The sequence below is a fragment of the Streptococcus sp. GMD5S genome, from assembly GCF_000298715.2.
GTDB lineage: Bacteria > Bacillota > Bacilli > Lactobacillales > Streptococcaceae > Streptococcus.
Genome location: NZ_AJRG02000009.1, coordinates 38,707 through 59,956 on the forward strand (window position 1 = coordinate 38,707; position 21,250 = coordinate 59,956).

26 protein-coding genes, 2 tRNA genes and 1 pseudogene are annotated in these 21,250 nt (G+C 41.0%); 15 read left to right on the forward strand and 14 right to left on the reverse strand.

Going from position 1 to position 21,250, the window contains the following annotated elements; genetic code table 11:
• Window positions 1-4: 4 nt before the first annotated feature.
• Window positions 5-700: an ABC transporter ATP-binding protein gene (locus GMD5S_RS0205705; RefSeq protein ID WP_000173186.1), complete on the forward strand. Its 696-nt coding sequence runs from the start codon at window positions 5-7 to the stop codon at window positions 698-700.
• 15 nt (window positions 701-715) lie between these two features.
• Window positions 716-1,444, forward strand: coding sequence for a hypothetical protein (locus tag GMD5S_RS0205710; RefSeq protein ID WP_000498749.1), 729 nt, complete (start codon window positions 716-718; stop codon window positions 1,442-1,444).
• 86 nt (window positions 1,445-1,530) lie between these two features.
• Here GMD5S_RS0205710 and GMD5S_RS0205715 read toward each other — a convergent pair.
• A pseudogene (locus tag GMD5S_RS0205715) lies at window positions 1,531-1,821 on the reverse strand (IS30 family transposase); the annotation flags it as partial.
• A gap of 263 nt (window positions 1,822-2,084) precedes the next feature.
• Here GMD5S_RS0205715 and GMD5S_RS0205720 point away from each other — a divergent pair.
• Window positions 2,085-2,498 carry a helix-turn-helix domain-containing protein gene (locus tag GMD5S_RS0205720; RefSeq protein ID WP_000622651.1) on the forward strand — a complete coding sequence of 138 codons (414 nt, stop codon included), beginning with the start codon at window positions 2,085-2,087 and terminating at the stop codon, window positions 2,496-2,498.
• Complete coding sequence (locus GMD5S_RS0205725; protein WP_000724381.1) at window positions 2,495-2,935, forward strand: hypothetical protein; 441 nt, start codon at window positions 2,495-2,497, stop codon at window positions 2,933-2,935. Before GMD5S_RS0205720 ends, GMD5S_RS0205725 begins: the two co-directional genes overlap by 4 nt.
• A 172-nt stretch (window positions 2,936-3,107) precedes the next feature.
• Here the strand turns inward: GMD5S_RS0205725 and GMD5S_RS0205730 are convergent, their stop codons facing one another.
• Together GMD5S_RS0205730 and GMD5S_RS0205735 are read right to left on the reverse strand one after the other, a co-directional pair.
• Window positions 3,108-3,803: an LrgB family protein gene (locus GMD5S_RS0205730; RefSeq protein ID WP_001288936.1), complete on the reverse strand. Its 696-nt coding sequence runs from the start codon at window positions 3,801-3,803 to the stop codon at window positions 3,108-3,110.
• Window positions 3,800-4,174 carry a CidA/LrgA family protein gene (locus GMD5S_RS0205735; protein WP_000781325.1) on the reverse strand — a complete coding sequence of 125 codons (375 nt, stop codon included), beginning with the start codon at window positions 4,172-4,174 and terminating at the stop codon, window positions 3,800-3,802. The genes GMD5S_RS0205730 and GMD5S_RS0205735 overlap by 4 nt, the downstream gene beginning before the upstream one ends.
• Before the next feature lie 196 nt (window positions 4,175-4,370).
• Between GMD5S_RS0205735 and GMD5S_RS0205740 the strand changes: the two genes are divergently transcribed.
• The 7 genes from GMD5S_RS0205740 to queF all read left to right on the forward strand — a co-directional run bounded on the left by GMD5S_RS0205740 (window position 4,371) and on the right by queF (window position 7,922).
• Window positions 4,371-4,751: a MarR family winged helix-turn-helix transcriptional regulator gene (locus GMD5S_RS0205740; protein WP_000221647.1), complete on the forward strand. Its 381-nt coding sequence runs from the start codon at window positions 4,371-4,373 to the stop codon at window positions 4,749-4,751.
• 100 nt (window positions 4,752-4,851) lie between these two features.
• Entirely contained in the window at window positions 4,852-5,073 is a 222-nt protein-coding gene (locus GMD5S_RS0205745; RefSeq protein WP_000570262.1) for a DUF4649 family protein, read from the forward strand.
• Window positions 5,074-5,088: 15 nt separating this feature from the next.
• Complete coding sequence (trxA, locus tag GMD5S_RS0205750; protein ID WP_001029581.1) at window positions 5,089-5,403, forward strand: thioredoxin; 315 nt, start codon at window positions 5,089-5,091, stop codon at window positions 5,401-5,403.
• A 203-nt stretch (window positions 5,404-5,606) separates the two neighbouring features.
• Window positions 5,607-6,260 (forward strand): 7-cyano-7-deazaguanine synthase QueC, encoded by a 654-nt coding sequence (gene queC / locus GMD5S_RS0205755; RefSeq protein ID WP_000820630.1) that lies wholly within the window; start codon window positions 5,607-5,609, stop codon window positions 6,258-6,260.
• The gene (gene queD / locus GMD5S_RS0205760) at window positions 6,260-6,703 is read left to right on the forward strand and encodes a 6-carboxytetrahydropterin synthase QueD (protein ID WP_000464575.1); all 444 of its coding nucleotides are present in this window, start codon (window positions 6,260-6,262) and stop codon (window positions 6,701-6,703) included. The genes queC and queD overlap by 1 nt, the downstream gene beginning before the upstream one ends.
• Window positions 6,696-7,412 carry a 7-carboxy-7-deazaguanine synthase QueE gene (gene queE / locus GMD5S_RS0205765; RefSeq protein ID WP_000196454.1) on the forward strand — a complete coding sequence of 239 codons (717 nt, stop codon included), beginning with the start codon at window positions 6,696-6,698 and terminating at the stop codon, window positions 7,410-7,412. Before queD ends, queE begins: the two co-directional genes overlap by 8 nt.
• 18 nt (window positions 7,413-7,430) lie before the next feature.
• A complete protein-coding gene (gene queF / locus GMD5S_RS0205770; RefSeq protein ID WP_000082573.1) occupies window positions 7,431-7,922 on the forward strand; it encodes a preQ(1) synthase in 492 nt (163 codons plus the stop codon).
• A 57-nt stretch (window positions 7,923-7,979) separates the two neighbouring features.
• Here queF and GMD5S_RS0205775 read toward each other — a convergent pair whose 3' ends face one another.
• The 9 genes from GMD5S_RS0205775 to GMD5S_RS0205815 all read right to left on the reverse strand — a co-directional run bounded on the left by GMD5S_RS0205775 (window position 7,980) and on the right by GMD5S_RS0205815 (window position 15,589).
• The gene (locus tag GMD5S_RS0205775) at window positions 7,980-8,648 is read right to left on the reverse strand and encodes an MIP/aquaporin family protein (RefSeq protein WP_000714864.1); all 669 of its coding nucleotides are present in this window, start codon (window positions 8,646-8,648) and stop codon (window positions 7,980-7,982) included.
• 111 nt (window positions 8,649-8,759) lie between these two features.
• On the reverse strand, window positions 8,760-9,551 hold the full coding sequence (locus GMD5S_RS0205780) for a DUF2785 domain-containing protein (protein WP_000284153.1): 792 nt from the start codon (window positions 9,549-9,551) through the stop codon (window positions 8,760-8,762).
• A 61-nt stretch (window positions 9,552-9,612) separates the two neighbouring features.
• Entirely contained in the window at window positions 9,613-10,395 is a 783-nt protein-coding gene (locus GMD5S_RS0205785; RefSeq protein WP_001079821.1) for a hypothetical protein, read from the reverse strand.
• 20 nt (window positions 10,396-10,415) lie between these two features.
• Window positions 10,416-12,212: an oligoendopeptidase F gene (pepF, locus tag GMD5S_RS0205790; RefSeq protein ID WP_000435606.1), complete on the reverse strand. Its 1,797-nt coding sequence runs from the start codon at window positions 12,210-12,212 to the stop codon at window positions 10,416-10,418.
• Between the two features lie 10 nt (window positions 12,213-12,222).
• A complete protein-coding gene (locus GMD5S_RS0205795) occupies window positions 12,223-12,966 on the reverse strand; it encodes a 16S rRNA (uracil(1498)-N(3))-methyltransferase (protein WP_001188214.1) in 744 nt (247 codons plus the stop codon).
• Between the two features lies 1 nt (window position 12,967).
• Window positions 12,968-13,918, reverse strand: a complete 951-nt coding sequence (gene prmA, locus GMD5S_RS0205800; protein WP_000860551.1) for a 50S ribosomal protein L11 methyltransferase — start codon at window positions 13,916-13,918, stop codon at window positions 12,968-12,970.
• Window positions 13,919-14,054: 136 nt separating this feature from the next.
• Complete coding sequence (locus GMD5S_RS0205805; protein WP_000421346.1) at window positions 14,055-14,489, reverse strand: NUDIX hydrolase; 435 nt, start codon at window positions 14,487-14,489, stop codon at window positions 14,055-14,057.
• A 49-nt stretch (window positions 14,490-14,538) separates the two neighbouring features.
• Window positions 14,539-15,081 (reverse strand): hypothetical protein, encoded by a 543-nt coding sequence (locus GMD5S_RS0205810; protein WP_000890355.1) that lies wholly within the window; start codon window positions 15,079-15,081, stop codon window positions 14,539-14,541.
• A gap of 37 nt (window positions 15,082-15,118) precedes the next feature.
• Window positions 15,119-15,589: a DUF3013 family protein gene (locus GMD5S_RS0205815; RefSeq protein WP_000257133.1), complete on the reverse strand. Its 471-nt coding sequence runs from the start codon at window positions 15,587-15,589 to the stop codon at window positions 15,119-15,121.
• A 115-nt stretch (window positions 15,590-15,704) separates the two neighbouring features.
• Here GMD5S_RS0205815 and GMD5S_RS0205820 point away from each other — a divergent pair, with 115 nt between their 5' ends.
• The 4 genes from GMD5S_RS0205820 (at window position 15,705) to GMD5S_RS0205840 (ending at window position 18,318) form a co-directional block, all read left to right on the forward strand.
• Entirely contained in the window at window positions 15,705-16,976 is a 1,272-nt protein-coding gene (locus tag GMD5S_RS0205820; protein ID WP_001113238.1) for a replication-associated recombination protein A, read from the forward strand.
• A 264-nt stretch (window positions 16,977-17,240) separates the two neighbouring features.
• A tRNA-Lys gene (locus tag GMD5S_RS0205825) sits at window positions 17,241-17,313 on the forward strand.
• Between the two features lie 354 nt (window positions 17,314-17,667).
• Window positions 17,668-18,183: a DUF308 domain-containing protein gene (locus tag GMD5S_RS0205835; protein WP_000672739.1), complete on the forward strand. Its 516-nt coding sequence runs from the start codon at window positions 17,668-17,670 to the stop codon at window positions 18,181-18,183.
• Between the two features lie 62 nt (window positions 18,184-18,245).
• Window positions 18,246-18,318, forward strand: a tRNA-Lys gene (locus GMD5S_RS0205840).
• Window positions 18,319-18,458: 140 nt separating this feature from the next.
• Here the strand turns inward: GMD5S_RS0205840 and GMD5S_RS0205845 are convergent.
• Both GMD5S_RS0205845 and GMD5S_RS0205850 read right to left on the reverse strand, forming a co-directional pair.
• A complete protein-coding gene (locus GMD5S_RS0205845) occupies window positions 18,459-19,547 on the reverse strand; it encodes an AI-2E family transporter (RefSeq protein WP_001055016.1) in 1,089 nt (362 codons plus the stop codon).
• 9 nt (window positions 19,548-19,556) lie between these two features.
• Window positions 19,557-20,846, reverse strand: coding sequence for a membrane protein (locus GMD5S_RS0205850; protein WP_001062783.1), 1,290 nt, complete (start codon window positions 20,844-20,846; stop codon window positions 19,557-19,559).
• Window positions 20,847-21,250 lie beyond the last annotated feature (404 nt).

A 21,250-nucleotide genomic window follows, 5' to 3' on the forward strand; every position in this document is an offset into this window, starting at 1 on the left:
GACTATGACACTACTAGCACTTGAAAATGTAACAAAATCATATGGAGCAACTGCGGCACTTGACAATATCTCTCTTGAGATTTCGGCTGGAAAAATTGTTGGTCTCCTCGGCCCAAATGGATCTGGAAAAACGACCTTAATCAAACTGATCAATGGCCTTCTTCAGCCTGATAAAGGACGTGTTCTCATTAACGGATTGGATCCAAGTCCTGCTACAAAGGCGATTGTCTCTTACCTTCCTGACACAACTTATCTCAATGAAGAGATGAAGGTCAAGGATGCTCTAACCTATTTTAAAACCTTCTATCAGGATTTCAATCTCGAAAGAGCCCAACACTTGCTAGCTGATCTTGGTATTGATGAGAATAGTCGCCTCAAGAAACTATCAAAAGGGAATAAGGAAAAGGTACAACTGATTTTGGTCATGAGCCGCGAAGCTCGTCTTTATGTCCTCGATGAACCGATCGGTGGAGTGGATCCAGCCGCACGTGATTATATCCTCAATACCATCATCAACAACTACTCACCAACCTCTACAGTACTGATTTCAACCCACTTGATTTCAGATATTGAACCTATCTTGGATGAGATTATCTTCCTCAAAGACGGAAAAGTCGTACGCCAAGGAAATGTTGATGATATTCGTTACGAGTCAGGTGAATCCATTGACCAGCTCTTCCGTCAAGAGTTCAAGGCTTAGTTAAAGGAGATTAGTATGTTTTGGAATTTAGTTCGTTATGAATTTAAAAATATCAATAAATGGTATCTTGCACTCTACGGTGCCGTCCTTGCAATTTCAGTTTTGATTGGAGCTTTTATTAACAGTCTTAGCCAGAGTTACAATCCTAACAATGCTGCTTATTTCATCTTCTTTTTAGTGCTAGTCTTTGGAGGACTCAGCGTCACTCTTTGGATTGCAACAATCTTTTTAATCATCCGAAGATTCAAGGGGAGTGTTTATGACCGCCAAGGGTACTTGACCTTGACCTTGCCTGTCTCTGAGCACCAAATCATCACCGCAAAACTTTTAGGTGGTCTTGTCTGGTCCATCTTAGGCTATATCGTCTTTATCTTGAGTATATTGATTATCATCTTCTTAACACCAATTGAAAAAGACTTCACTGCCCTCTACAACTTCATTTCCCCTTATCTCAGCTACGGCTGGCTGTATGCCCTATCACTATTTGTCGGGTCAATCGCATGGATTTTATCCATTTACCTCTCCATCTCTATCGGGCAACTCTTTAACGAGTATCGAACAGCCATGGGGATTTTAGCCTATATCGTCATTTCCATCGTTATTGGTTATATCACTTTCTTCTTAAGAGTTGACAATGACTATAACGTGATGGCTAGTACAGAAATCTTGCGCGATCTCTTTTTATCAGCTATCTACTATCTCGGAACCTACTATATCTTGAAAAACAAGGTTAATTTGCAATAGTTTAAACGTCAAAAAAAGGATAACATCTCATCACTGAGAGGCTATCCTTTTCTTTATCTCATTTTCTAACTAGATTAAAAAATTGAATAAGTTCCTTTAATAACATCAAGACTCCAATTTTGTTCTAAAAGAGTTTGGATAAAATCTTTTTCTGATTGCGTAAGACTGGTTTTATTCCTGCCACAGCGTTTCTTATTGATTTTATATCGGTTATAGTAATCATAAGCAGAGTGCCCCTCTTTCAGATAGTTGATGACATTGTAGATTGTCTGTTTTGATCTGCCAAGTGAAGTCACAATATCTGAAACTTTTATGTTTTCTTGATAGTAAGCCTCTATCATTACAAGCTCGTTTGTGGTAAGATGAGTATAGGTCATTTATGTTGGTTCCTTTCAGACAAATGTGGTAGTTTATCTGAGCCTAACATAGATGGCTTTTTCTGTCTAGATTAATTTTACAAATTGGGTGTTAAAAAAATTGAATTAGGAATATAAAAAGTTCTAGTATTTGTACTAGAGATCAGACGGGCTTCTTTTTTGCTATGATTTTTAACAAAAAACTCTCGTTTTGCCAATAAAAGATGCTTGAAAGTTGGACAAGAAGGCTCTATAATGAGTTCAGGAAAAGAGGTAGGAAAAGTATGATTAGTGAAACGATTGCTCTGCTAAGGAAAAAGTCAGGTTATTCTCAGGAAAAATTAGCTGAAAAAGTAGGCGTATCTCGTCAGACTCTCAGTAAGTGGGAATTGGGCGACAGTTTACCGGATATTATTTCTTCAAGTCGTTTGGCAGAAATTTTTGATATCAGCTTAGATGAGTTGGTTAATGGGGATGTCTCTCCTTTTGCTACTAAAGCCAAAGAAGGGAAGTATATTTTTGGAACGGTAACTGTTGGTGAAAAGGGACAAATCGTCATTCCTGCACGAGCGAGAAAAATTTTTAACATCCAAAAAGACGACAACCTTATGGTTTTAGGTGATGTCAATCAAGGCTTGGCCTTGTTGAAGAGCGATTTTTTTATTCAAGCTTTTGAAGAAATGGGGTTAATGAAATGAAAAAAATTACTGGTTTTGGTCTTAGCTTTGCAGTGTTTATATTTTTCTTGAATTTGATAGGCTGCTATGATTTTGTCATGGTAATGACGCGTAACCAGACTTATTTTGCAGAACATTATAATTCAGCTATTATGGTTTACTTTAGCCATTATCCTGTTGTCTTTGTAATTGTGTGGTTTAGCCATTTGTTAGCTGCTACCTTGAGTCCGATTTTCTATTTTTTCAGAAGAAAATTAGCCCTTACTTTGGCTGGTCTTGCTTTCTGGGGAGATGCTCTGCTGATTCTATTGACCAGTCTTTTTAGGAATCGCATTCAGGTTTTTGGTTGGCAATTTTTCGTTGATTTGGTTGTTTTAGGATTGCTTGGCCTTTATTATCTGTATTTGCGTAAAATATTTCTTAGCACATCAGGAAAAACATCTAGGATTTTAAAATAGTCCTAGGTGTTTTTTGGTTATTTATGTATATTGTCTATAAATACGGCAAGAAAGTGAGAGAAGTGATTTTTTACTAAGAATCTGCTTCTGTCTAGCTTAATTTTACAAATTGGGAAAGTAAAAACCTATAACATACGATTCGAAAAAGCAAGGAACTTAAATTCCTTGCTTATTAACTCAATATCAAACTGGCTACGATGGGACTTACAAATACGTAGAGAATACCAGTAATACCGATAGCCAAGCCACCCATGGCTCCTGCTACAGAACCGTAGCGAAAAGCCGTTCCTGTTCCGACAGCATGACCTGTTCCACCAAGGGAAAGTCCAACTGCAACTGGATCGTCAATCTTCAACCACTTCAAAAGGGTGGGTCCGATAACACTGGTCAAAATCCCAGTGGCTACTACAACCACCAAGGTTACGGTTGTCAATCCTTGCAATTTTTCTGTGATCCCCACTGCCATGGCTGTCGTTACCGACTTGGGAAAGAGAGAAATGGCTAGGAAAAAGTCCATGCCAAATATTTTCGCCACAAGGGCTGTGAAAGAGGTATTGACAACTACTGCTAACAGACTCCCGAAAAGAATACTCCGCGCATGGTGCTTCATCAGATGAAAACTCTTATAAAGCGGAATCCCTAGAGCCACGGTCGATGGGACAATCAAGTTGTTCAGATAAACCCCACCTTGGTAATAATCTTGATAAGAAATACCCGTCGCCTTAAGGAAAATAATGATAAAAATAGCCGACAAAAGCAAGGGCGTTGTCAAGGGATGGGGAAAACGTCTGTAAATCAACATCCCCACTAGATAAGCTAGGATAGATAATGCAATCCCAAATAGAGGATTGGATACAAATTCGCTCATTTGGCATCTCCTTTCTCATAATCTCCCTCAAATCGTCTCTTGATAAACTGAACCACTAGGGCAATAAGGATAATGTTGATGACAGCCGCAAAAAAGACAATCAAGACGATGGGTAAAAGATAAGGGGCAATCACATCAAACTTTTCCATGATACCCACTGCTGGCGGCAAAAAGAGAATGGTCATATTGGCCAGCAAGAAATTTCCAACCATGTTGACATGTCTGGTCCTTAGCCACTTGAACTGTAAGGCTAGAAAGAGAATAATCAAACCGATAATACTGCCTGGGATGGGCAGATGAAAGAAACTAGAAATTCCCTCTCCGATAAGAGAAATCACAAAGAGAATCATTAATTGAACATATAATTTCATCCTAAACTCCACGAAATAGACTTCTTGCATACCAGTTTACTCTTTTTTCAGAAAATTTCAAGGAAATATCGCAATTCTTCTCTCTTGCAAGGATTAGTTAAAAGTAGTATAATCATTGCATGCGCAATCATCTTGTGTTACAAAGATAATCAGTAATGACTTTGTGATTTTTACTTTGAAAAGAAAGGAGAAAGCAATGACCTATTTGGAAAAGTGGTTTGACTACAACCGCCGTCAAAAGGAAATGGAAGCCTTGTTGGAAGAAACTATTGCCCAGCAGAGTGAACAAAGACTGACCTTGAAAGAGTTTTACCTACTCTACTATCTTGACCTAGCTGATGAAAAATCTTTACGACAGATTGACCTGCCAGATAAACTCCATCTTAGCCCGAGCGCTGTTTCTAGAATGGTAGGTCGTCTGGAAGAGAAAAACTGCGGTTTGCTTAGTCGCCGGTGTTGCGATCAGGATAGACGGGCTAGTTTTATCTGCCTGACTGACGAGGGTCAGACAACTCTAGCTTACCTGCAAAAGGCCGTCGAAGAAAGACTAGAAACGAGTCTTGACTTCATTTCTTAATCAGGTTTTTTAAAAAAGTTGCGTGCGCAATCATTTTTCTTGACATTCCTCTTTTCAAGGAGTACAATAAAGTCAAGATCGAACAACAAAGGAGTTTTATATGATCGAAATTACTTATCTAGACGCCAGCAAGCAAGAGAGAACCATGACTTTCGAATCTTACCAAGACTTTGAACGTTCTCAACATGCCTGCCTTATCGGTGTCGCAGACTATTACCCCGTTCAAAAATTGACCTATAATGGTCATGATTTGGACTACCATGGGACTTATGGAGATGTCTTCTTCTATCTCATGAAACAAGATTTAAGCCAATATAACTAAAAAAGGAGAAATACAATGGCAAAAGCAATTACAGATGCAACATTTGAACAAGAAACAAAAGACGGTTTGGTCTTGGTAGACTTCTGGGCAACTTGGTGTGGTCCATGTCGTATGCAAGGTCCAATCTTGGACAAATTGTCTGAAGAACTTTCAGAAGATGTCTTGAAAATCGTTAAAATGGACGTTGATGAAAATCCAAACACAGCTCGTGCCTTTGGAATCATGTCTATCCCAACCCTTCTCTTCAAGAAAGATGGCCAAGTGGTAAAACAAGTTGCTGGAGTACACACTGCAGAACAAATCAAGGCTATCGTTGCTGAATTGAGCTAATCACACGAGAGACCAAGTACTTTATTTGGTCTCTTTTTTTCTTGCCCTTTGCCATTTTTAAAAAAATATGCTAGACTGTAGGTAGAATATTACGATGTTTGGGACATGCCATCGCTAAAAAAAACCTCTACTTGGTATTTTTTAGCTCCCCTCAAGGGAGCTTTTTGCGTGCTCTGAACATTTCCAATTTTAGAAGGAGTACTATGAAACGTCATTCAGCCTTGGTCGTCTTTAGCGGCGGTCAAGATTCCACAACCTGCCTCTTTTGGGCTAAAGAACACTATGAAACAGTCGAAGCTGTCACCTTTGCCTATGGCCAACGCCATCATCTCGAAATTCAAGTTGCTAGAGAAATCGCTAAGGAACAAGGCATTCGTCATCACATCTTAGATATGTCTCTGCTGGGACAAATCACTGAAAATGCCTTAACCTCTGATTTGGAGATTGAGCAAAAAGAGGGAGAGGTTCCCAATACCTTTGTTGATGGTCGCAACCACCTCTTTCTATCCTTTGCGGCAGTTCTAGCCAAGCAACGTGGTATTAAAGATATCGTGACAGGTGTCTGCGAGACAGATTTTTCAGGCTACCCTGACTGCCGGGATGTCTTTGTCAAATCCCTTAATGTTACGCTTAACCTTGCCATGGATTACGACTTTGTTATCCAAACACCTCTCATGTGGCTAGACAAGGCTGAAACTTGGGAGTTAGCCGACCGACTCGGTGCCTTTGACTATGTTCGTGAAAAGACTTTGACCTGCTACAATGGGATTATCGGAAGTGGCTGTGGGGATTGCCCAGCTTGTCACTTACGTCAACATGGTTTAGATGTTTATCTCTCACAGAAAGGAGAGGGCTAATGTTTTTTGCACCCAAAGAAATCAAACAAGAAACTGGGGAGTCTCTTGTCTACAATCCTCACAGAACTCTGGTATCAAAAGAGTTCACCTTCGATGCTGCCCATCACCTCTTTCACTATGAGGGAAAATGTAAATCCCTGCACGGCCACACTTATCATTTGCAAATCGCTGTCAGTGGATTTTTAGATGAACGGGGCATGACCTATGACTTTGGAGACATCAAAGCTATCTACAAGAACTACTTAGAACCTCACTTGGATCATCGCTATCTCAACGAAACTCTACCCTATATGAACACGACTGCTGAAAACATGGTTTACTGGATTTTCCAAACCATGAGTCAAGAGTTGCCAGACGAGCGCGGTCTCCGTCTGGAATACGTTCGCCTCTATGAGACTCCGACTGCCTTTGCGGAGTTTAGACGGGAGTGGTTAGATGACTAGGGAACGTGTCCTCAAACTACCAGTTCTGGAAATTTTCGGCCCAACCTTTCAAGGTGAAGGTCGTGCTATTGGGCAGAAAACCATGTTTGTCCGTACTGCTGGTTGCGACTACCACTGCGACTGGTGTGACTCCGCCTTTACTTGGGATGGTTCTGAAAAACCAACTCGCATGACGGCTGACGAAGTCATTGCTGCCTTAGATAAATTGGGAAACTACGACTACGTTACCTTGTCTGGCGGAAATCCTGCTATCCTAGCAGCTAACATGGCTCAACTGGTCACCAAGCTCAAAGAACGCGGTGTCACTCTAGCTGTTGAGACCCAAGGCTCTCGCTGGCAAAACTGGTTAAAAGACATTGACCAAGTCACCCTGAGTCCCAAACCTCCTTCATCCAAGATGGAAGTCAACTTTGAGACCCTGGACTTTATCGTTTCCCAACTGGATCCAGATAAGGTCACCTTTAAAATTCCAGTCTTTGACGATGCCGATTTGGCCTTTGCCAGAGGCATACAAGAACGCTACCAACCAGATGTCCTCTTCTTATCGGCTGGAAATCCTGAGCCCAAGGCTACGGGTAATATTGTCCAAGATCAACTGGACCGCCTCAAAGAACTCTGGGAACGCATCGCTGCCGACGATAGCTGGGGCAATGTCCGCGTCCTTCCTCAACTCCATACCCTCCTCTACGATAACCAACGTGGAGTTTAAGATTAGAAAGAAAAAATCATGTCACAACAAGAAGAAATGAAAAAGCTCAGCCTACTAGGCAACAAAGAAACCAACTACATCTTTGACTATCAACCAGAAGTCCTCGAATCCTTTGACAATCGTCATGTGGAAAATGACTATTTCATCAAATTTAACTGTCCTGAATTTACCTCACTGTGTCCAATCACTGCTCAACCAGACTTTGCGACCATTTATATTTCCTACATTCCTGACAAGCTCTGTGTTGAGTCAAAATCCCTCAAACTCTACCTCTTTAGCTACCGAAACCACGGAGATTTCCACGAAAACTGTATCAACACCATCGGGAAAGACTTGGTCAACTTGCTAGACCCTCGCTATTTAGAGGTTTGGGGAAAATTTACACCTCGCGGTGGTATCTCAATTGACCCCTACTACAACTACGGTAAGCCTGGAACTAAGTATGAAGGCTTGGCAGAACAACGTCTCTTCCAACACGACCTTTATCCAGAGAAAGTTGACAACCGCTAAACTCATACGAAAAAGCCCTGTTCCTCAAAATGAGGAGCAAGGCTTTTTGAGTTTCAATTATTCTTCTGTTCCAAGGAAGTTTTTCGCAACAAGAGCTGCAAGAACCCCACCAACGATTGGCGCAAGGATGAAAATCCATACTTGTTGAAGGGCTGCTCCACCTACCAAAACAGCTGGTGCCAAGCTACGGGCTGGATTTACTGAAAGTCCAGTAATGTTCAATCCCACAAGAATCATCGCCATCAAGGACAAACCAATCACCAAACCAGCAATCGCACCATTGCCCTTGCTTTCTGAAGTCACTGTCATGATAACCACAACAAACAAGAAGGTTGCGATGACTTCAAACAAGAATCCACCAAAGACAGTGACACCGTTTGCCAAGGCATTTTCACCAAGACTAGCAGTTGACATGCCTGAGTTAGACAAGAGGAAGAATACCGCAGCTGACGCAAGGAAAGCTCCAACAACCTGACCAAGGATGTAGTTGACAAGGTCTTTTGATGACAAACGTTTGTTAACAAACATAGCAATCGAAACAGCTGGGTTCAAGTGAGCACCTGAAACAGTTCCGATTGAGTAGGCTGCAACTACGATTGCCAAACCAAAGGCAAAGGCAATTCCAAGGTGACCAAGGCCATCAAGACCATTTCCAAAAACAACAGCTCCTGTTCCGATGAGCACAAGCATGAAAGTACCGATTAACTCAGCGACAAATTTTTTCATTTTCTTTCTCCTTTTTTCAAAAACTAGATACTAGTCTATCAAAAGAGGGAAAGGGTTCCAAGAAAATTTATTGGAAATTTTCTTGAAAATCATATAACTATTAGCTAATCTCTAGTATTGAAAAGACTGGATAGCGTCTTTCAAGTCATCTTGTAAACTATTTCTCTGGTCAAGTTGAACATAGACTTCCAACAGACAGGACTTAAAGTTTGAAAATTTGTAAAAATCCTCCCTTTCTTCTATCGGAAAATCAACAGCTTTTATCCAAGAAGCTACTTGCTCTTGCTCCAACTTCCCTTGTAAAATAGGTTCATAGATCACTCTTGCTAAACGCCAATCCTCATCATCTGTAAAGCGAATCGAAACTCTTTTAAATAGTTGGCCAAGTATATCAAATACTTCATGAACTCTGTTTTTAGGAAAGTCTGGATGACAAACTACCTCTGTCAGTAAATCGGCTCCATGTGCAAAAGCATGAACCCAACCATACTGACTTGAAAAACTCGTTGTATCCTTTTCTTTTGAAAGATAGTGCAAGCCTTGATTTAAAAGGACATTACGAATTTCTGCTTTTAATCCCTGATAAAAAATCGATTGCTGGTTGGCATCCGCAGACAAGAGATTTGCATAAATAAGCGCCCTAAAAGAACGTTCAAGTGTTGACAAGCCTACCTTATCAATCTCTTTATCTAACCCTCCATCAGATGAAATCCCTTCAGCAATGAAATAAAATTGTTCCTGTGTAAATAGCTCTTCCTGAATCCCTCTAGCAAAGCTTGTAAAAACAAGGTCATCGCGAATTTCTGGAGAAGGATCTCCCAAATGATCAAGCAACCATTGGATTTCTTCCTCATGATAACTTGGTTTTTCTTCTGCTATTTTTCTAAGTAACTCTTGATACATGGTCAATACCTCTACATTTCTAGCAACTGTTTAAAAAGCCAGCCCAAGATAACTTTCTATCTTATTCTTTTTTAGATAGACGTTTTCCTGCTGCAATTGCATCAGCCTCTGTCATCTCGACAACATTAGCTTTATTAGTTTTTAAAGGCATTCTATCCTTACTATACCAATAAACTTTCGCATTCCCATGGTTTGCAACATAGACAATTCTATCTTGCTGTTGGGCTTTAGTCTCAGATTCACGCACAATTCTTTTCTCTTCTTCTTTTTGAGAAATTAAAGACTCAACTGCGTCTATCCTATCGAGCAATTCTGCCTTTTTATCATTATTTTCAATCTGATTAACTGTTTCTTTAACAGACTTCACTTGACTTGCATCTTGACTTTCTTCCAATTGTTTGACTAAGGTTTCACCTTTTTCTTGCAACTCATTTACAGCTTTTTCTTTGGCAATTCTCTCTTCTTCTGCTTTTTCTTTAGCTTTTTTCTCTTCATCAACTCGTTTTGCCTCTTCTGTACTAGATGAAGCATCGGTTGTTGACTCTACTTTAGCAGTGGATGCCGCAGTTTGCTTAGTTTCTGATTGAGAAGATGAAATTTTCTTTGTGACTGTCGGAGTTTGAAGAGAAACTACAATAAAACTAACAACAAAAAGTCCTATCATTAAATTTCTTTTTCGAATATCTGGTACTTTCTTTACAAAATACCAAATACCAACTCCGCTCAAAACAAGATAGAGAGTAGGAAGAGCAATCAATAAAATGATTCCCAACAAGACTAGGCCTATTTTTATAAAACGTATTCTTTGTGAATCCTGCTCCAGCCATTTTTTAATTCTGTTCATATCCTTATCCTAAATTCCCCCTACTCTCCCAACTGGGCACTGTAGGCGATAATCTGGTCAACTGTGTCTGACAAGAATTGGATTGTATCACGGAGTGGTTTGTCTGTTGAAATATCGGCACCGATAATCATGGCTGACTCAAGCGGTGTCTTACTACCACCTGATTTAAGGAGATTGAGCCAGTCTCTAGCCCCATTCTCAGAGTTTTTCAGATGGAGATAACCTGCTGTCGAGATGACAAGACCAGCAGAGTAGGTGTAGCTATACAAGCCCATGTAATAGTGAGCTTGTCGCATCCAAGTCAAGGCCGCATCGTCGTCAATTTCAATAGCATCTCCCCAGAAATCTGTCAAAACTTCCTTCATAATGCTGTTGAGCTTGCTTGCTCCAAAGGTCTCCCCTTCCTCAATCAATGTATAAACCTTATGCTGGAAGGCTGCTTCCAAGAGGTGGGTGATAAAGTTATGGAAGTAGGTGTCTGTCAGACGATGAGCAAGGGCAAAGCGTTTTTGACGAGGGTCGTCAGACTGGTGCTCCAAATAATCACTTAAAAGCAATTCATTGAAGGTTGACGGCGCTTCGACATAGTAGGTCGACATATGAGCGTTGAAGTAACTTTGGTGATTATCAGAAAAGATAAATTGACCAGAATGCCCAATTTCATGAATCAAGGTATAGACATCACTCAAACGACCAGTCCAGCTCATGAGGACATAAGGGTGCACGCGATATGGATCCGCCGCATAACCACCAGAATCCTTTCCACTATTAGCAGCAAAGTCCACCCAGCGTTCTTCTTGATAGCGCGCAACTTCCTGACAATATTCTTGTCCTAAAGGTTCTACTGACTTCATGACCAAATCATAGGCGTCATCAATAGTCACTTCAGGATTAAGAGCGCTGTCCAAGTCCAATTTCCAGTCTGCAAAGGTCATCTTTTCAAGACCATTGACCTTGGCAACATGCTTGAGGTATCTCTGAGCAACTGGCGCAAATTCTTGCATGATGAGGTCAATCTGGCGGTCAAACATGGCACGGTCCACTTCTTGCTCAGCTAAAAGATAGTCAAAGACTGAGTCATACCCCTTCATATCTGCCAAGAGTTTTTCAGACTTAACCTGAGCTAGATAGGCTGCTGCAGCTGTATTCTGGTGCTTACGAAGTCCTTCTGAGAAAGAACGGAAGGATTTTTCACGCACCTCTGCATCCTCGTGGTTTTGGTAGAAATTCTCATAAGTTACAAAGCTGTTCTTGTAGGTCTTGCCATGGGCTTCAAAGTCAGCCATTTCAAAGTCCCCAGCTCGCATCTTAGTGTAAATGTCCTGGGGACTGTAGAAAACTTCACCCAGATTGGTCAAGGCCTTCTCCACATCTGCCCCTAGGTAATGGGCTTTTTTGATTTTGGCCTGGCGAATAGCTGCCGTCAAGTGAGGCAATTCACCCAAACGGTTCAAGACTTCCTCATCAGCTTCCACCAAGGCGTCGTCAAAGAAGGTTAAGGCTACGCTGGCATCTGTTTCAAATTCCATCCCAGCTTGGGCAATATTGGCAAATTCTTCATTGCTATAGTCTGTCGTCTGAGGCATAAAGGCATAATTACCAATATGACTCATCTGAATGTAGATTTGTTCCAATTCTGCAAAGGCCTTTTCAAACTCCTCAAACGTATGAAGATTGCCCTTGTAGTCACGGCTAAATTGGTTGATATCTTCGCGAGTCTTTTCGATTGCTCGCAAGAAATCCTCACGGTCTTGGTAAAGGGCGGTTAAATCCCAAAGTTCCTTTTCAGGAAATTCTGAACGGTGTTTTTGTTCCATTTTCTTCCTCTTATTTCTCTAACTCTAATAATACGCTAAGAGCTGATAAAGCGTAAAGTGGTGCTGTTTCTGCTCGCAAAATGCGAGGTCCAAGTCCTGCTAAGACTGCTCCCTTAGCTTCGAAACTCTCAATTTCTGCAGGTGACAGGCCACCTTCTGGACCAAAGATGAAGAGCAACTTGGCTCCTTTTTCAAGACCAGAGACTGCTTGGATAAACGCAGCGGTTTCTCCCTCTTTTGCTGATTCTTCATAAGCCACCACAATTGAGTCAAACTGGTCAAACTGAGCTAGAAAATCTGCTTTTTTCTCAAAAAGCTGAATACTTGGAACGATATTACGCTTGCTTTGTTCAGCTGCTCCAAGGGCGACTTTTTCAAGTTTTTCAACCTTTTTGCCCAATTTCTTGCCGTCCCACTTAGCAACCGACCAGTCGGCAGGAAAGGCCCAGATTTGGCTGGCACCCAGTTCGGTTACTTTTTGAGTAATAAACTCCAGCTTGTCTCCCTTGGGAAAGCCTGATGCGATGGTTACTTGAACTGGCAGTTCCACATTGTCAGCTAATTCTTGGATCAATTCAAACTGACGATTTTCCACATCCAGCACGCGCGCCAAACGCTTGATACCATCATTGAAGACCAAGATTACTTCATCATCTTCCTTCAGGCGCATAACCTGAAACATATGCTTGCTGGTTTCCTTGTCCCCGATAGTCACTGGAGAGATAGCACTGCCTTTTACAAAATACTGCTGCATGCTAGCCTCCAATCACACCTGAAATATCCTTAGTCTTCTTAAAGACACAGGCATTCCATTCTCCTTGAATCATGTGAGTTTCAAGGAAAAATCCAGCTGACTCAGCCGACTCGCGCACCATGTCCCACTTGTCCTTGATAATGCCACTCATGATCAGGTAGCCTTCATCCTTGACCAAGCGATAAGCATCCTCTGTCAGATGAATGAGAATATCCGCCAAGATATTAGCCACAATCACATCTGCCTCAATCTCAACACCCTTAAGCAAATCTCCAGCCGCTACATGTATATTTTCCATGCCAGGGTTGAGCTCAATATTTTCCTGAGCGACACGAACCGCCACATCATCCAGGTCATAGGCGAAAATTTCCTTGGCACCCAGAAGCGAGCTGGCAATGGAGAGGACACCTGAACCAGTTCCCACATCAAGCACCGTTTCGCCACCACGAAGAACCTGCTCCAAGGCAAAAAGGCTCATCTTGGTCGTTGGATGCGTCCCAGTCCCAAAGGCCATGCCTGGATCCAGCTTGATAATCTTTTCTCCAGCAGTCGCCTCATAGTCTGTCCAAGATGGCACGATGGTCAAATCATGAGTGATGCGAGCTGGCTCATAGTATTTCTTCCAGTTGTCAGCCCAGTCTTCCTCAGCCAAGGCAGTCGTGCCCATCTTGACATCTCCCAAATCCATAAAATCCGTCAATTCTTCTAAGCGAGCCTGCAAATCTGCCTCAACCACTGCCACATCAACCGTATCAGGGTAGTAGGCTGTCACAATGATTTCTTCTTGCTGCTCGACCTCTGGAAAAATCTCACCAAAACGGTCGACATTCCCCACATAGTCCATGCTGTCTTCGATCGCAACACCTTGGGCACCTAACTCAATCAAGAGATTGGAGACCAGCTCCTCCCCCTCACGCTTAACCGTTACTTTTAACTCTTGCCATGTTTTCATAATTAAGATACCAAGCCCGTCATGCACAAAGCCAAATAGGAAATTCTCTGAAGACGCTTGTGTCTATGAGAAGTTTATCTTTTTGGCACAGTGTTTAGGGCGGGTTCAGTTTAGAAATTTAACCGAACCATCCTTTCTATTCACTTTCTTTTAAATAATCCCTCAATCTCGCCTGTAGCTGAGGCACAGCTTGTTTAGAATTCAAAAATTCCTCAATGCTCATCAGCTTATAAGCCTGTCCTTCATCTCCAAAGTTGATATTGTCGAATTGTTCTTGACTTAGCTGACCGACCATAAAGACAGACTGCCGACCTTCATAGAGCATGCTGGGGTAGACCTTGCTCCAGAGCAGGCAATCCTCAGTCAGATGAATTCCTAGTTCTTCATAAACTTCACGCGCTGCGCACTCGAAAGGACTTTCGTCCCCTTCGCGACCACCACCTGGCAATTCCCACATATTGGGCCAAGGGATATTGTCCTTGTCATCACGCAAGATGGTCAGTAGCTTATCTCCACAAAAGAGGGCAATTTTACAACCCGTAAAATCCAAGTGTTTATCCAATAATTCCATGATGATGACCTTTTCTTATCATAACTACTACTCTATAGAAAACCCCTAGCTAGCTTTCTTCAATCACCTTTTGGCAATCTGCATCCCAGTATGCCTGCCATCTACCATGTTTTTTAGCAAAATAAACGGTAAACTCATCATTTACATAATCTGCAACATAGCGAAGATTAGGCGGATTTTCCTCAAAACTTAATACCCAAGGATGGAAGTAAAATGTCCTTTCCCACCTCTTCTGAGTATAGCCCAAATCCTTGGCAAACTGAGGGATGGGTTGTTGCATCTCACTTTCCAAACAAGACTGAATGGCATTGTCAATACTATTTAAACGAGCTAATAGTTGTTGAAACTGCTCTTCTTCCTCCGTCTTAAAACCAACTAGAAATTCAAATTCCGCAAAATCTTCAGGAAATTCAAGTTCTGTGATTTTACCATCCTCTGCGTAGAGTCCCTCCTCATTAACGAGGCGACGAGTTCCAAACTTCAATACTCGCTCGAAATCTAGATCCGCAAAGCGATTGCGAGGAAGAGAAGAGGAAGAAAACTCAGATTTATCTGACTTTCTCATAAAAATTTGTTTGATTTTCTCTAACATGCTCTCTCCTCTTTGAATTCCTTATTTTTAAAGTTTCCTAGTATCTCGGATAAGGATAAAACTCTCCCTCTTCCAAACCGACTTTTCCTTCTTCAAAGACTTCTTGGTTCCATTCCATGACGAACTCTTCTGCTTCTGGGTCTTCCAAAAAGTCCATGAGGGCATCCAGCCCAACCTCGGCAGTATCTTTGAGGAAAAGTGCAAAATAAGCTAAAAATTCACGAGAAAATCCTTTTTTAGGCAGGTAAGGGATGACTGTTAAATAGTCTTCTGCGTTAACCGTTGACTTTGCAGGATTGTAGAAAAGAACTGCTTCCTCAAAGAGGATATCGTCTGATGATACCTCTCCGTCCTCGTCCACCATCTCCACACCTGCAGCGTTTTGTGCTTCCAAAAGAAAACTCACTTCAACCGCGTGGTTGCGCTTGTCCCAACTAATCTCATAATCAAAAGGAAAGTTCTTGTCCAACTCTTCCTGTAAAACATCTAAAAATCCGTATGTTGCCATTTTGTCCTCTTTCTATGCGACTCTTTAATCGCCCTGATTGCTCGGAAATATGCTAAAATAGATACTACCATCTTACCACATATACATCAGAAAATCCATGTTAGAAAGGACTGCTATGCCAGACAATCTCGCGCTTCGCATGCGCCCTAAAACTATCGACCAAGTCATCGGTCAAAAGCATCTGGTAGGACCTGGAAAAATTATCCGTCGTATGGTGGAAGCCAATCGTCTGTCTTCCATGATTCTCTACGGACCTCCAGGAATCGGCAAAACCAGTATCGCCTCTGCCATCGCTGGAACAACCAAGTATGCCTTTCGGACCTTCAATGCCACTGTTGATAGTAAAAAACGGCTCCAAGAGATTGCTGAAGAAGCTAAATTCTCAGGTGGCCTTGTACTGCTACTAGACGAGATTCATAGACTAGATAAAACCAAGCAAGATTTCCTCTTGCCTCTTTTGGAAAGTGGACTAGTCATCATGATTGGGGCTACAACTGAAAATCCTTTCTTTTCTGTCACTCCTGCCATTCGTAGCCGTGTTCAAATTTTTGAGTTGGAACCTCTGTCTAACCAAGAAGTCAAAGAGGCTCTACAGATAGCTCTAAGTAACCCTGAGCGTGGTTTTGATTTTCCAGTAGAACTAGATGAGGATGCGCTGGACTTCATCGCAACCTCTACAAACGGAGACCTGCGCTCTGCCTTTAACTCACTGGATTTGGCTGTTCTTTCTACCCCTGAGAATGATAAGGGCATTCGCCATATCACTCTAGACATCATGGAAAATAGTCTTCAGAGAAGCTACATCACTATGGACAAGGATGGAGACGGTCACTATGATGTTCTATCTGCCCTGCAAAAGTCTATCCGTGGCTCAGATGTTGATGCCAGTCTTCACTATGCTGCCCGCTTGATTGAGGCTGGGGATCTGCCAAGTCTCGCTCGTCGCTTGACCGTTATCGCCTATGAAGATATCGGTTTGGCCAATCCTGAAGCCCAGATTCACACTGTGACTGCTCTGGATGCTGCCCAGAAGATTGGGTTCCCAGAAGCCCGCATTCTCATTGCCAATGTCGTGATTGACTTGGCCCTTTCTCCAAAATCCAACTCAGCCTATGTGGCGATGGACAAGGCCCTTGCTGATCTCAAAACATCAGGGCATTTGCCTATCCCTCGACACCTGCGCGATGGCCACTACAGTGGAAGCAAGGAACTTGGGAACGCCCAAAACTATCTCTATCCACACAACTATCCTGGAAATTGGGTCAAGCAAGACTATCTACCAGAAAAAATTCGTAATCATCACTATTTCCAAGCAGAAGATACTGGTAAATATGAACGGGCTTTGGCTCAAAGAAAGGAAGCTATCGACCGTTTGCGAAAAATCTGAAATCCTTTTCAAAAAATTGCACTTTCCTCTTGATTTTTTTTGAAAAAGTGGTATTATATAAACATAGAAACGCTGTGGTGTACGACTTCACACTTAAGTGTTGACCGACTATTTTTTGTATTATTAGGGAAACAAAAGTCTTCTAACAGCATGTAGGCCGTCTCATACGGAAACAGCTTCAGTTAGAGCGAGTTGCCCACCTGCTTAATTGCGCGGGTTCAATACAAACCGTGAAGTTTCGGCACCAATACAGCTTTTTTCTTTGCCTCCTTAGCTCAGCTGGCAGAGCAGCGGACTCTTAATCCGTGGGTCACAGGTTCGATCCCTGTAGGGGGCATCTAAATACAACAGGAAAAAGCCTTGTAAATCAAGGCTTTTTTTGCTTGTCTATAACTGATTTACCCCATCATTTGTCCCACATTTTAAATCTATCTTTTCTTTTTGAATCAAATTACATCTTAACAAATAGTGTAAAGCCAGTTACTTTTGCTTTGATGCCATACAATATTTTCATGTAGAGAAGACAAATTTTATCTTCTCTTTTTATTTTCAAAATAATAAAAACTGATTTTCTTTTCATAAATCAGACTGAAACTTCCAAATTTTCCATTTTGTTTATTGACATTTCCTCTAAAAAGGTGTATAATATTTTTATTATCAAACTATACTATACTATATAGGGGGTATTGAAATGAAATTTTCTAATCGTTTACTGCTATTCCTTGCAGGAGTTGTTTTTGTCCTTTTAGGACTTTTCCTATTTACAAACCCAGTAGCTAATCTTGTTGCTTACAGCTGGTGGATTGCATTTGGTTTACTGGTTTCTTCTATAGCAGCTATTTTAGGCTATTTCTCTGTACCAAAAGAGCTTCGCTCACCAGCTCATCTTTTCCAAGGGATTGTTAATCTTCTCTTAGCTCTTTACCTCGTTGCCTATGGCTTTGTGACGCTGCCAGTTGTCATTCCAACTATTTTAGGAATTTGGTTAATTGTAGAAGCCATTATAGCTTTCTTTAAAGGCAATCGTCTGGGATTGATTTTCCCTATTATTGGCAACCATATCATGTGGATAGCGTTGCTTGCATTTTTACTAGGTCTAGTGATTTTGTTCAATCCAGTAGCTACAAGTGTCTTTGTCGTTTATGTCGTTGCCTTTGCATTTTTAATTGTTGGTTTCACCTATATCCTTGATGCCTTTCGTAAATAATCTAGCTGCCATTTTGGGCATATTAAAATAGCTGGGAAGTTACATTCTCAGCTTTTTCTGTTGCCTCCTTAGCTCAGTTGGTAGAGCAGTAGACTCTTAAGCTATGGGGCGCAGGTTCGAGCCCTGCAGGGGGCACATCTAAATCAACAGAAATAAGCCTTGAAACCAAGGCTTTTTTTAACGTCTAATAGCTTTTTGTAGAAAAGTATTTAAAAATAAAAGAGAAGAGAATCTCTCACTCTCTTCTCAGTATATCTTATTAAATTTAGTTTTTCTTAATCTACCTGATTTTCCTTTGCAACGACAAATTCTTTAACCAGTCGATAGATAACAGCAAATACGGGGGTAAAGAATATCATTCCAAGTAGTCCGAAAAGATTCCCTCCGATACTAGCAGCCGCAAGCGTGAAAAGGGCTGGTAAGCCAATAGATTGACCCACAACTTTGGGATAGATAAGATTTCCCTCAATCAGTTGTATGATTTGATATAGAAGAAGAGAAAGTAAGGCTTGAGTAGGACTCACTGTGAAGATAAAAATCGCTCCCACAACACAAGCAATCATAGGCCCTACATAAGGAATGAACGATAGCACTCCTGCAAAGATACCTGTCATTACTCCATAGGGTATCCCAAACACGCTGTAACCAACCGCTATCATAACTCCTATGATAACTGCTTCAATCAGCTGACTCATCAAAAATTGGTCATAAGTCTCTAGTGCTACTTGTCCAATGTAAGTCAACTTTATCACCACCTTCTCTGGAAGAAAAACTTTTAGAAGTCGACTCGTCATCGCTGCCAAATGTTCCTTACTGGATAAAAATAAAAAGGTGAAGACTATAATCAAAAAGGCATTCATCAAACTTGAAAAAATATTGCCGATATTACTAGTCAGACCTGATAAAAAACCTATCAAAGCTTGGCTAATAGAACTAGATTGTCCCTGTATGCCTGATACGATAGTTGACAACATGTCTTTGGTTACAAATTCCGAGCTGCCTAGCAATTTCCCAAGTTGAGTAAGGACTGTTGAAAGGACTGTTCCCAGCTGACTAATAGTCTGGGCTAGGGTTGGCAGCACCAAAACCAAAAGAGCAATCACGATTAAGATAAGAGCTAGGAAAACAAGTACCATGGCAATCGGACGACGCAACTCTGCCTTTACCTTCAATTTAACTAAGTACTGTTCAATTTTTTTCATAGGAACATTAAGCACAAAAGCAATAACAGCACCATAAATCAAGGTTGATATTACATCAAAGAGAGAGATTGCTCCTGATATAAAGCTCGATGCATTCAGAATTACAAGAGCAACCAGCCCTATAAAAAGTATTAACGGGGTGTATTTTTTTACTAAGTTCATAAATTCTCCTTAATAAACATGTTTAGATACGACTATACTATTTGGTTTTTCAAACTCTCGATTAAGGTAGGCTTGGTAAGTTCCTGGAGCGATAAATCCTTTGGGTGAGAGGATATCGGTGCCAGCCTGACCGACTATGGTATCAGCCAAGAGCACACAGTTTGTAGATAAGACAAAGTAGGATTTAAACTTAGATTTGATAAATTTATAAAGTTCCCCATCTGTCTCATGTCTGATTTTATAAGCGTAGGTGTAGTCTTCCTTACCATCACCTGTCATGATTTTATCTGCACTTGGCTCCCATGGAATCGTCAGTTGTTTCAATTCAGCCAACTTTTTCTGAACTGCTTTTTCCATTTCAGGCGTCAAATCTATCCCATAACCAAAAAGCGTTTTTTGACTCTCACGTTTACATAGGTCAATGTACTTGTCACGATCACAGAAATATAAGACACCATCTCCTACCATGCCAAATAAGGTCTCAGAAGACGGATCATAGTTGCCATAAGAAATAACACGGCCTTGATAGCAGATATCCACATGACCAATTGCCGAAAACAGAGAGGTCTCAGCTGTATGAACAAAAATTTCAAGCTCCGCTGTCTTACCAGACTTCACCATTCCAAGATGGATATCCTCTCTCTCATCAGCATTTTCCTGCATGAATTTGTTGATTTTTGCTAAAGTTCTTGCAGGGATGAGAGCGGCTAGGACAATAGGTAAGCTAATTCTAATGCGACGTTTGAGATGGTTTTTCCCAATTTCCTCCTCAAACAAGAAACCATCACGGATATTGGACACACCATAAAGGAAAAAATAAGCCCCTAATACAAAGAGTTGAAAGACAGAATTTCCTGTAGAGGACAAAAGACTAGTCCCACCAAGAAAAACTAGTACGAGTCCATCTAGTAAGAGACGAAAACGAGGTCGAATTTTGTTTTTGCGGTAGAGAACATAGGTGACAAGGTTAATACTAGCATGAAAAATCTGATAAACTCCAATCACAAGAGCCAAAATATAAATCGGCACATCCGTCGCAAGATTGGAGCCAAGCAAATATCCCAGCACTAACAATTTAACCAGTGCAACTCCCAAGGTGTCCGTTGACTGACTTTTTTTGAAAATACGTAATACTAAATCTAAGACCGTTGCTATCCAAGCTAAAAACAGAACCAGTCGAATAACCTTTACTGGCAACCAAGTCCCCGTGACCATCAAGATGAGACCTAGCAGAACAAACAAGAACCCCTGAGCAAGTAATTTCTTACCTGTCAGACCTAAAGATAGAATTTTCGCCATATAAAAACCTTTCAACAATAAAAATTAAACACTCCGATTAAACTGACTAGTAAATAGCCAACACTACAAACAGCCTGTGCCAGCAACATATGGTGACTAGAAATGACTGTAGTAATGTCACCATCTTGTCTTATGCACTTCTAAAATTTGTTATATTGATTAGAAGCCAGAGCTTATAAAAACTAGCTAAACTCGAGAGATAGACACAATTGCGACGAAAAAATGTATAACCAATTCAACTTGTTAAGGTAAGAAAGCATTATTTCCAATCTATTAATTATTCATCTATTACCTATTATGACACAATATTCCCTATAGTTCAACTTTTTACTTGTTTTTATATTACACGGACTAAAAAGTTTTCAACAGTTGATTGCATTTGTTTTAATAAGTTTTAACCTTTC

Bases quoted from the DNA above. Each gene is read 5' to 3' on its own strand.
- GMD5S_RS0205705 (WP_000173186.1), top strand. From the start codon at position 5: ATGACACTACTAGCACTTGAAAATGTAACAAAATCATATGGAGCAACT.
- GMD5S_RS0205710 (WP_000498749.1), top strand. From the start codon at position 716: ATGTTTTGGAATTTAGTTCGTTATGAATTTAAAAATATCAATAAATGG.
- GMD5S_RS0205720 (WP_000622651.1), top strand. From the start codon at position 2,085: ATGATTAGTGAAACGATTGCTCTGCTAAGGAAAAAGTCAGGTTATTCT.
- GMD5S_RS0205725 (WP_000724381.1), top strand. From the start codon at position 2,495: ATGAAAAAAATTACTGGTTTTGGTCTTAGCTTTGCAGTGTTTATATTT.
- GMD5S_RS0205730 (WP_001288936.1), bottom strand. From the start codon at position 3,803: ATGAGCGAATTTGTATCCAATCCTCTATTTGGGATTGCATTATCTATC.
- GMD5S_RS0205735 (WP_000781325.1), bottom strand. From the start codon at position 4,174: ATGAAATTATATGTTCAATTAATGATTCTCTTTGTGATTTCTCTTATC.
- GMD5S_RS0205740 (WP_000221647.1), top strand. From the start codon at position 4,371: ATGACCTATTTGGAAAAGTGGTTTGACTACAACCGCCGTCAAAAGGAA.
- GMD5S_RS0205745 (WP_000570262.1), top strand. From the start codon at position 4,852: ATGATCGAAATTACTTATCTAGACGCCAGCAAGCAAGAGAGAACCATG.
- trxA (WP_001029581.1), top strand. From the start codon at position 5,089: ATGGCAAAAGCAATTACAGATGCAACATTTGAACAAGAAACAAAAGAC.
- queC (WP_000820630.1), top strand. From the start codon at position 5,607: ATGAAACGTCATTCAGCCTTGGTCGTCTTTAGCGGCGGTCAAGATTCC.
- queD (WP_000464575.1), top strand. From the start codon at position 6,260: ATGTTTTTTGCACCCAAAGAAATCAAACAAGAAACTGGGGAGTCTCTT.
- queE (WP_000196454.1), top strand. From the start codon at position 6,696: ATGACTAGGGAACGTGTCCTCAAACTACCAGTTCTGGAAATTTTCGGC.
- queF (WP_000082573.1), top strand. From the start codon at position 7,431: ATGTCACAACAAGAAGAAATGAAAAAGCTCAGCCTACTAGGCAACAAA.
- GMD5S_RS0205775 (WP_000714864.1), bottom strand. From the start codon at position 8,648: ATGAAAAAATTTGTCGCTGAGTTAATCGGTACTTTCATGCTTGTGCTC.
- GMD5S_RS0205780 (WP_000284153.1), bottom strand. From the start codon at position 9,551: ATGTATCAAGAGTTACTTAGAAAAATAGCAGAAGAAAAACCAAGTTAT.
- GMD5S_RS0205785 (WP_001079821.1), bottom strand. From the start codon at position 10,395: ATGAACAGAATTAAAAAATGGCTGGAGCAGGATTCACAAAGAATACGT.
- pepF (WP_000435606.1), bottom strand. From the start codon at position 12,212: ATGGAACAAAAACACCGTTCAGAATTTCCTGAAAAGGAACTTTGGGAT.
- GMD5S_RS0205795 (WP_001188214.1), bottom strand. From the start codon at position 12,966: ATGCAGCAGTATTTTGTAAAAGGCAGTGCTATCTCTCCAGTGACTATC.
- prmA (WP_000860551.1), bottom strand. From the start codon at position 13,918: ATGAAAACATGGCAAGAGTTAAAAGTAACGGTTAAGCGTGAGGGGGAG.
- GMD5S_RS0205805 (WP_000421346.1), bottom strand. From the start codon at position 14,489: ATGGAATTATTGGATAAACACTTGGATTTTACGGGTTGTAAAATTGCC.
- GMD5S_RS0205810 (WP_000890355.1), bottom strand. From the start codon at position 15,081: ATGTTAGAGAAAATCAAACAAATTTTTATGAGAAAGTCAGATAAATCT.
- GMD5S_RS0205815 (WP_000257133.1), bottom strand. From the start codon at position 15,589: ATGGCAACATACGGATTTTTAGATGTTTTACAGGAAGAGTTGGACAAG.
- GMD5S_RS0205820 (WP_001113238.1), top strand. From the start codon at position 15,705: ATGCCAGACAATCTCGCGCTTCGCATGCGCCCTAAAACTATCGACCAA.
- GMD5S_RS0205835 (WP_000672739.1), top strand. From the start codon at position 17,668: ATGAAATTTTCTAATCGTTTACTGCTATTCCTTGCAGGAGTTGTTTTT.
- GMD5S_RS0205845 (WP_001055016.1), bottom strand. From the start codon at position 19,547: ATGAACTTAGTAAAAAAATACACCCCGTTAATACTTTTTATAGGGCTG.
- GMD5S_RS0205850 (WP_001062783.1), bottom strand. From the start codon at position 20,846: ATGGCGAAAATTCTATCTTTAGGTCTGACAGGTAAGAAATTACTTGCT.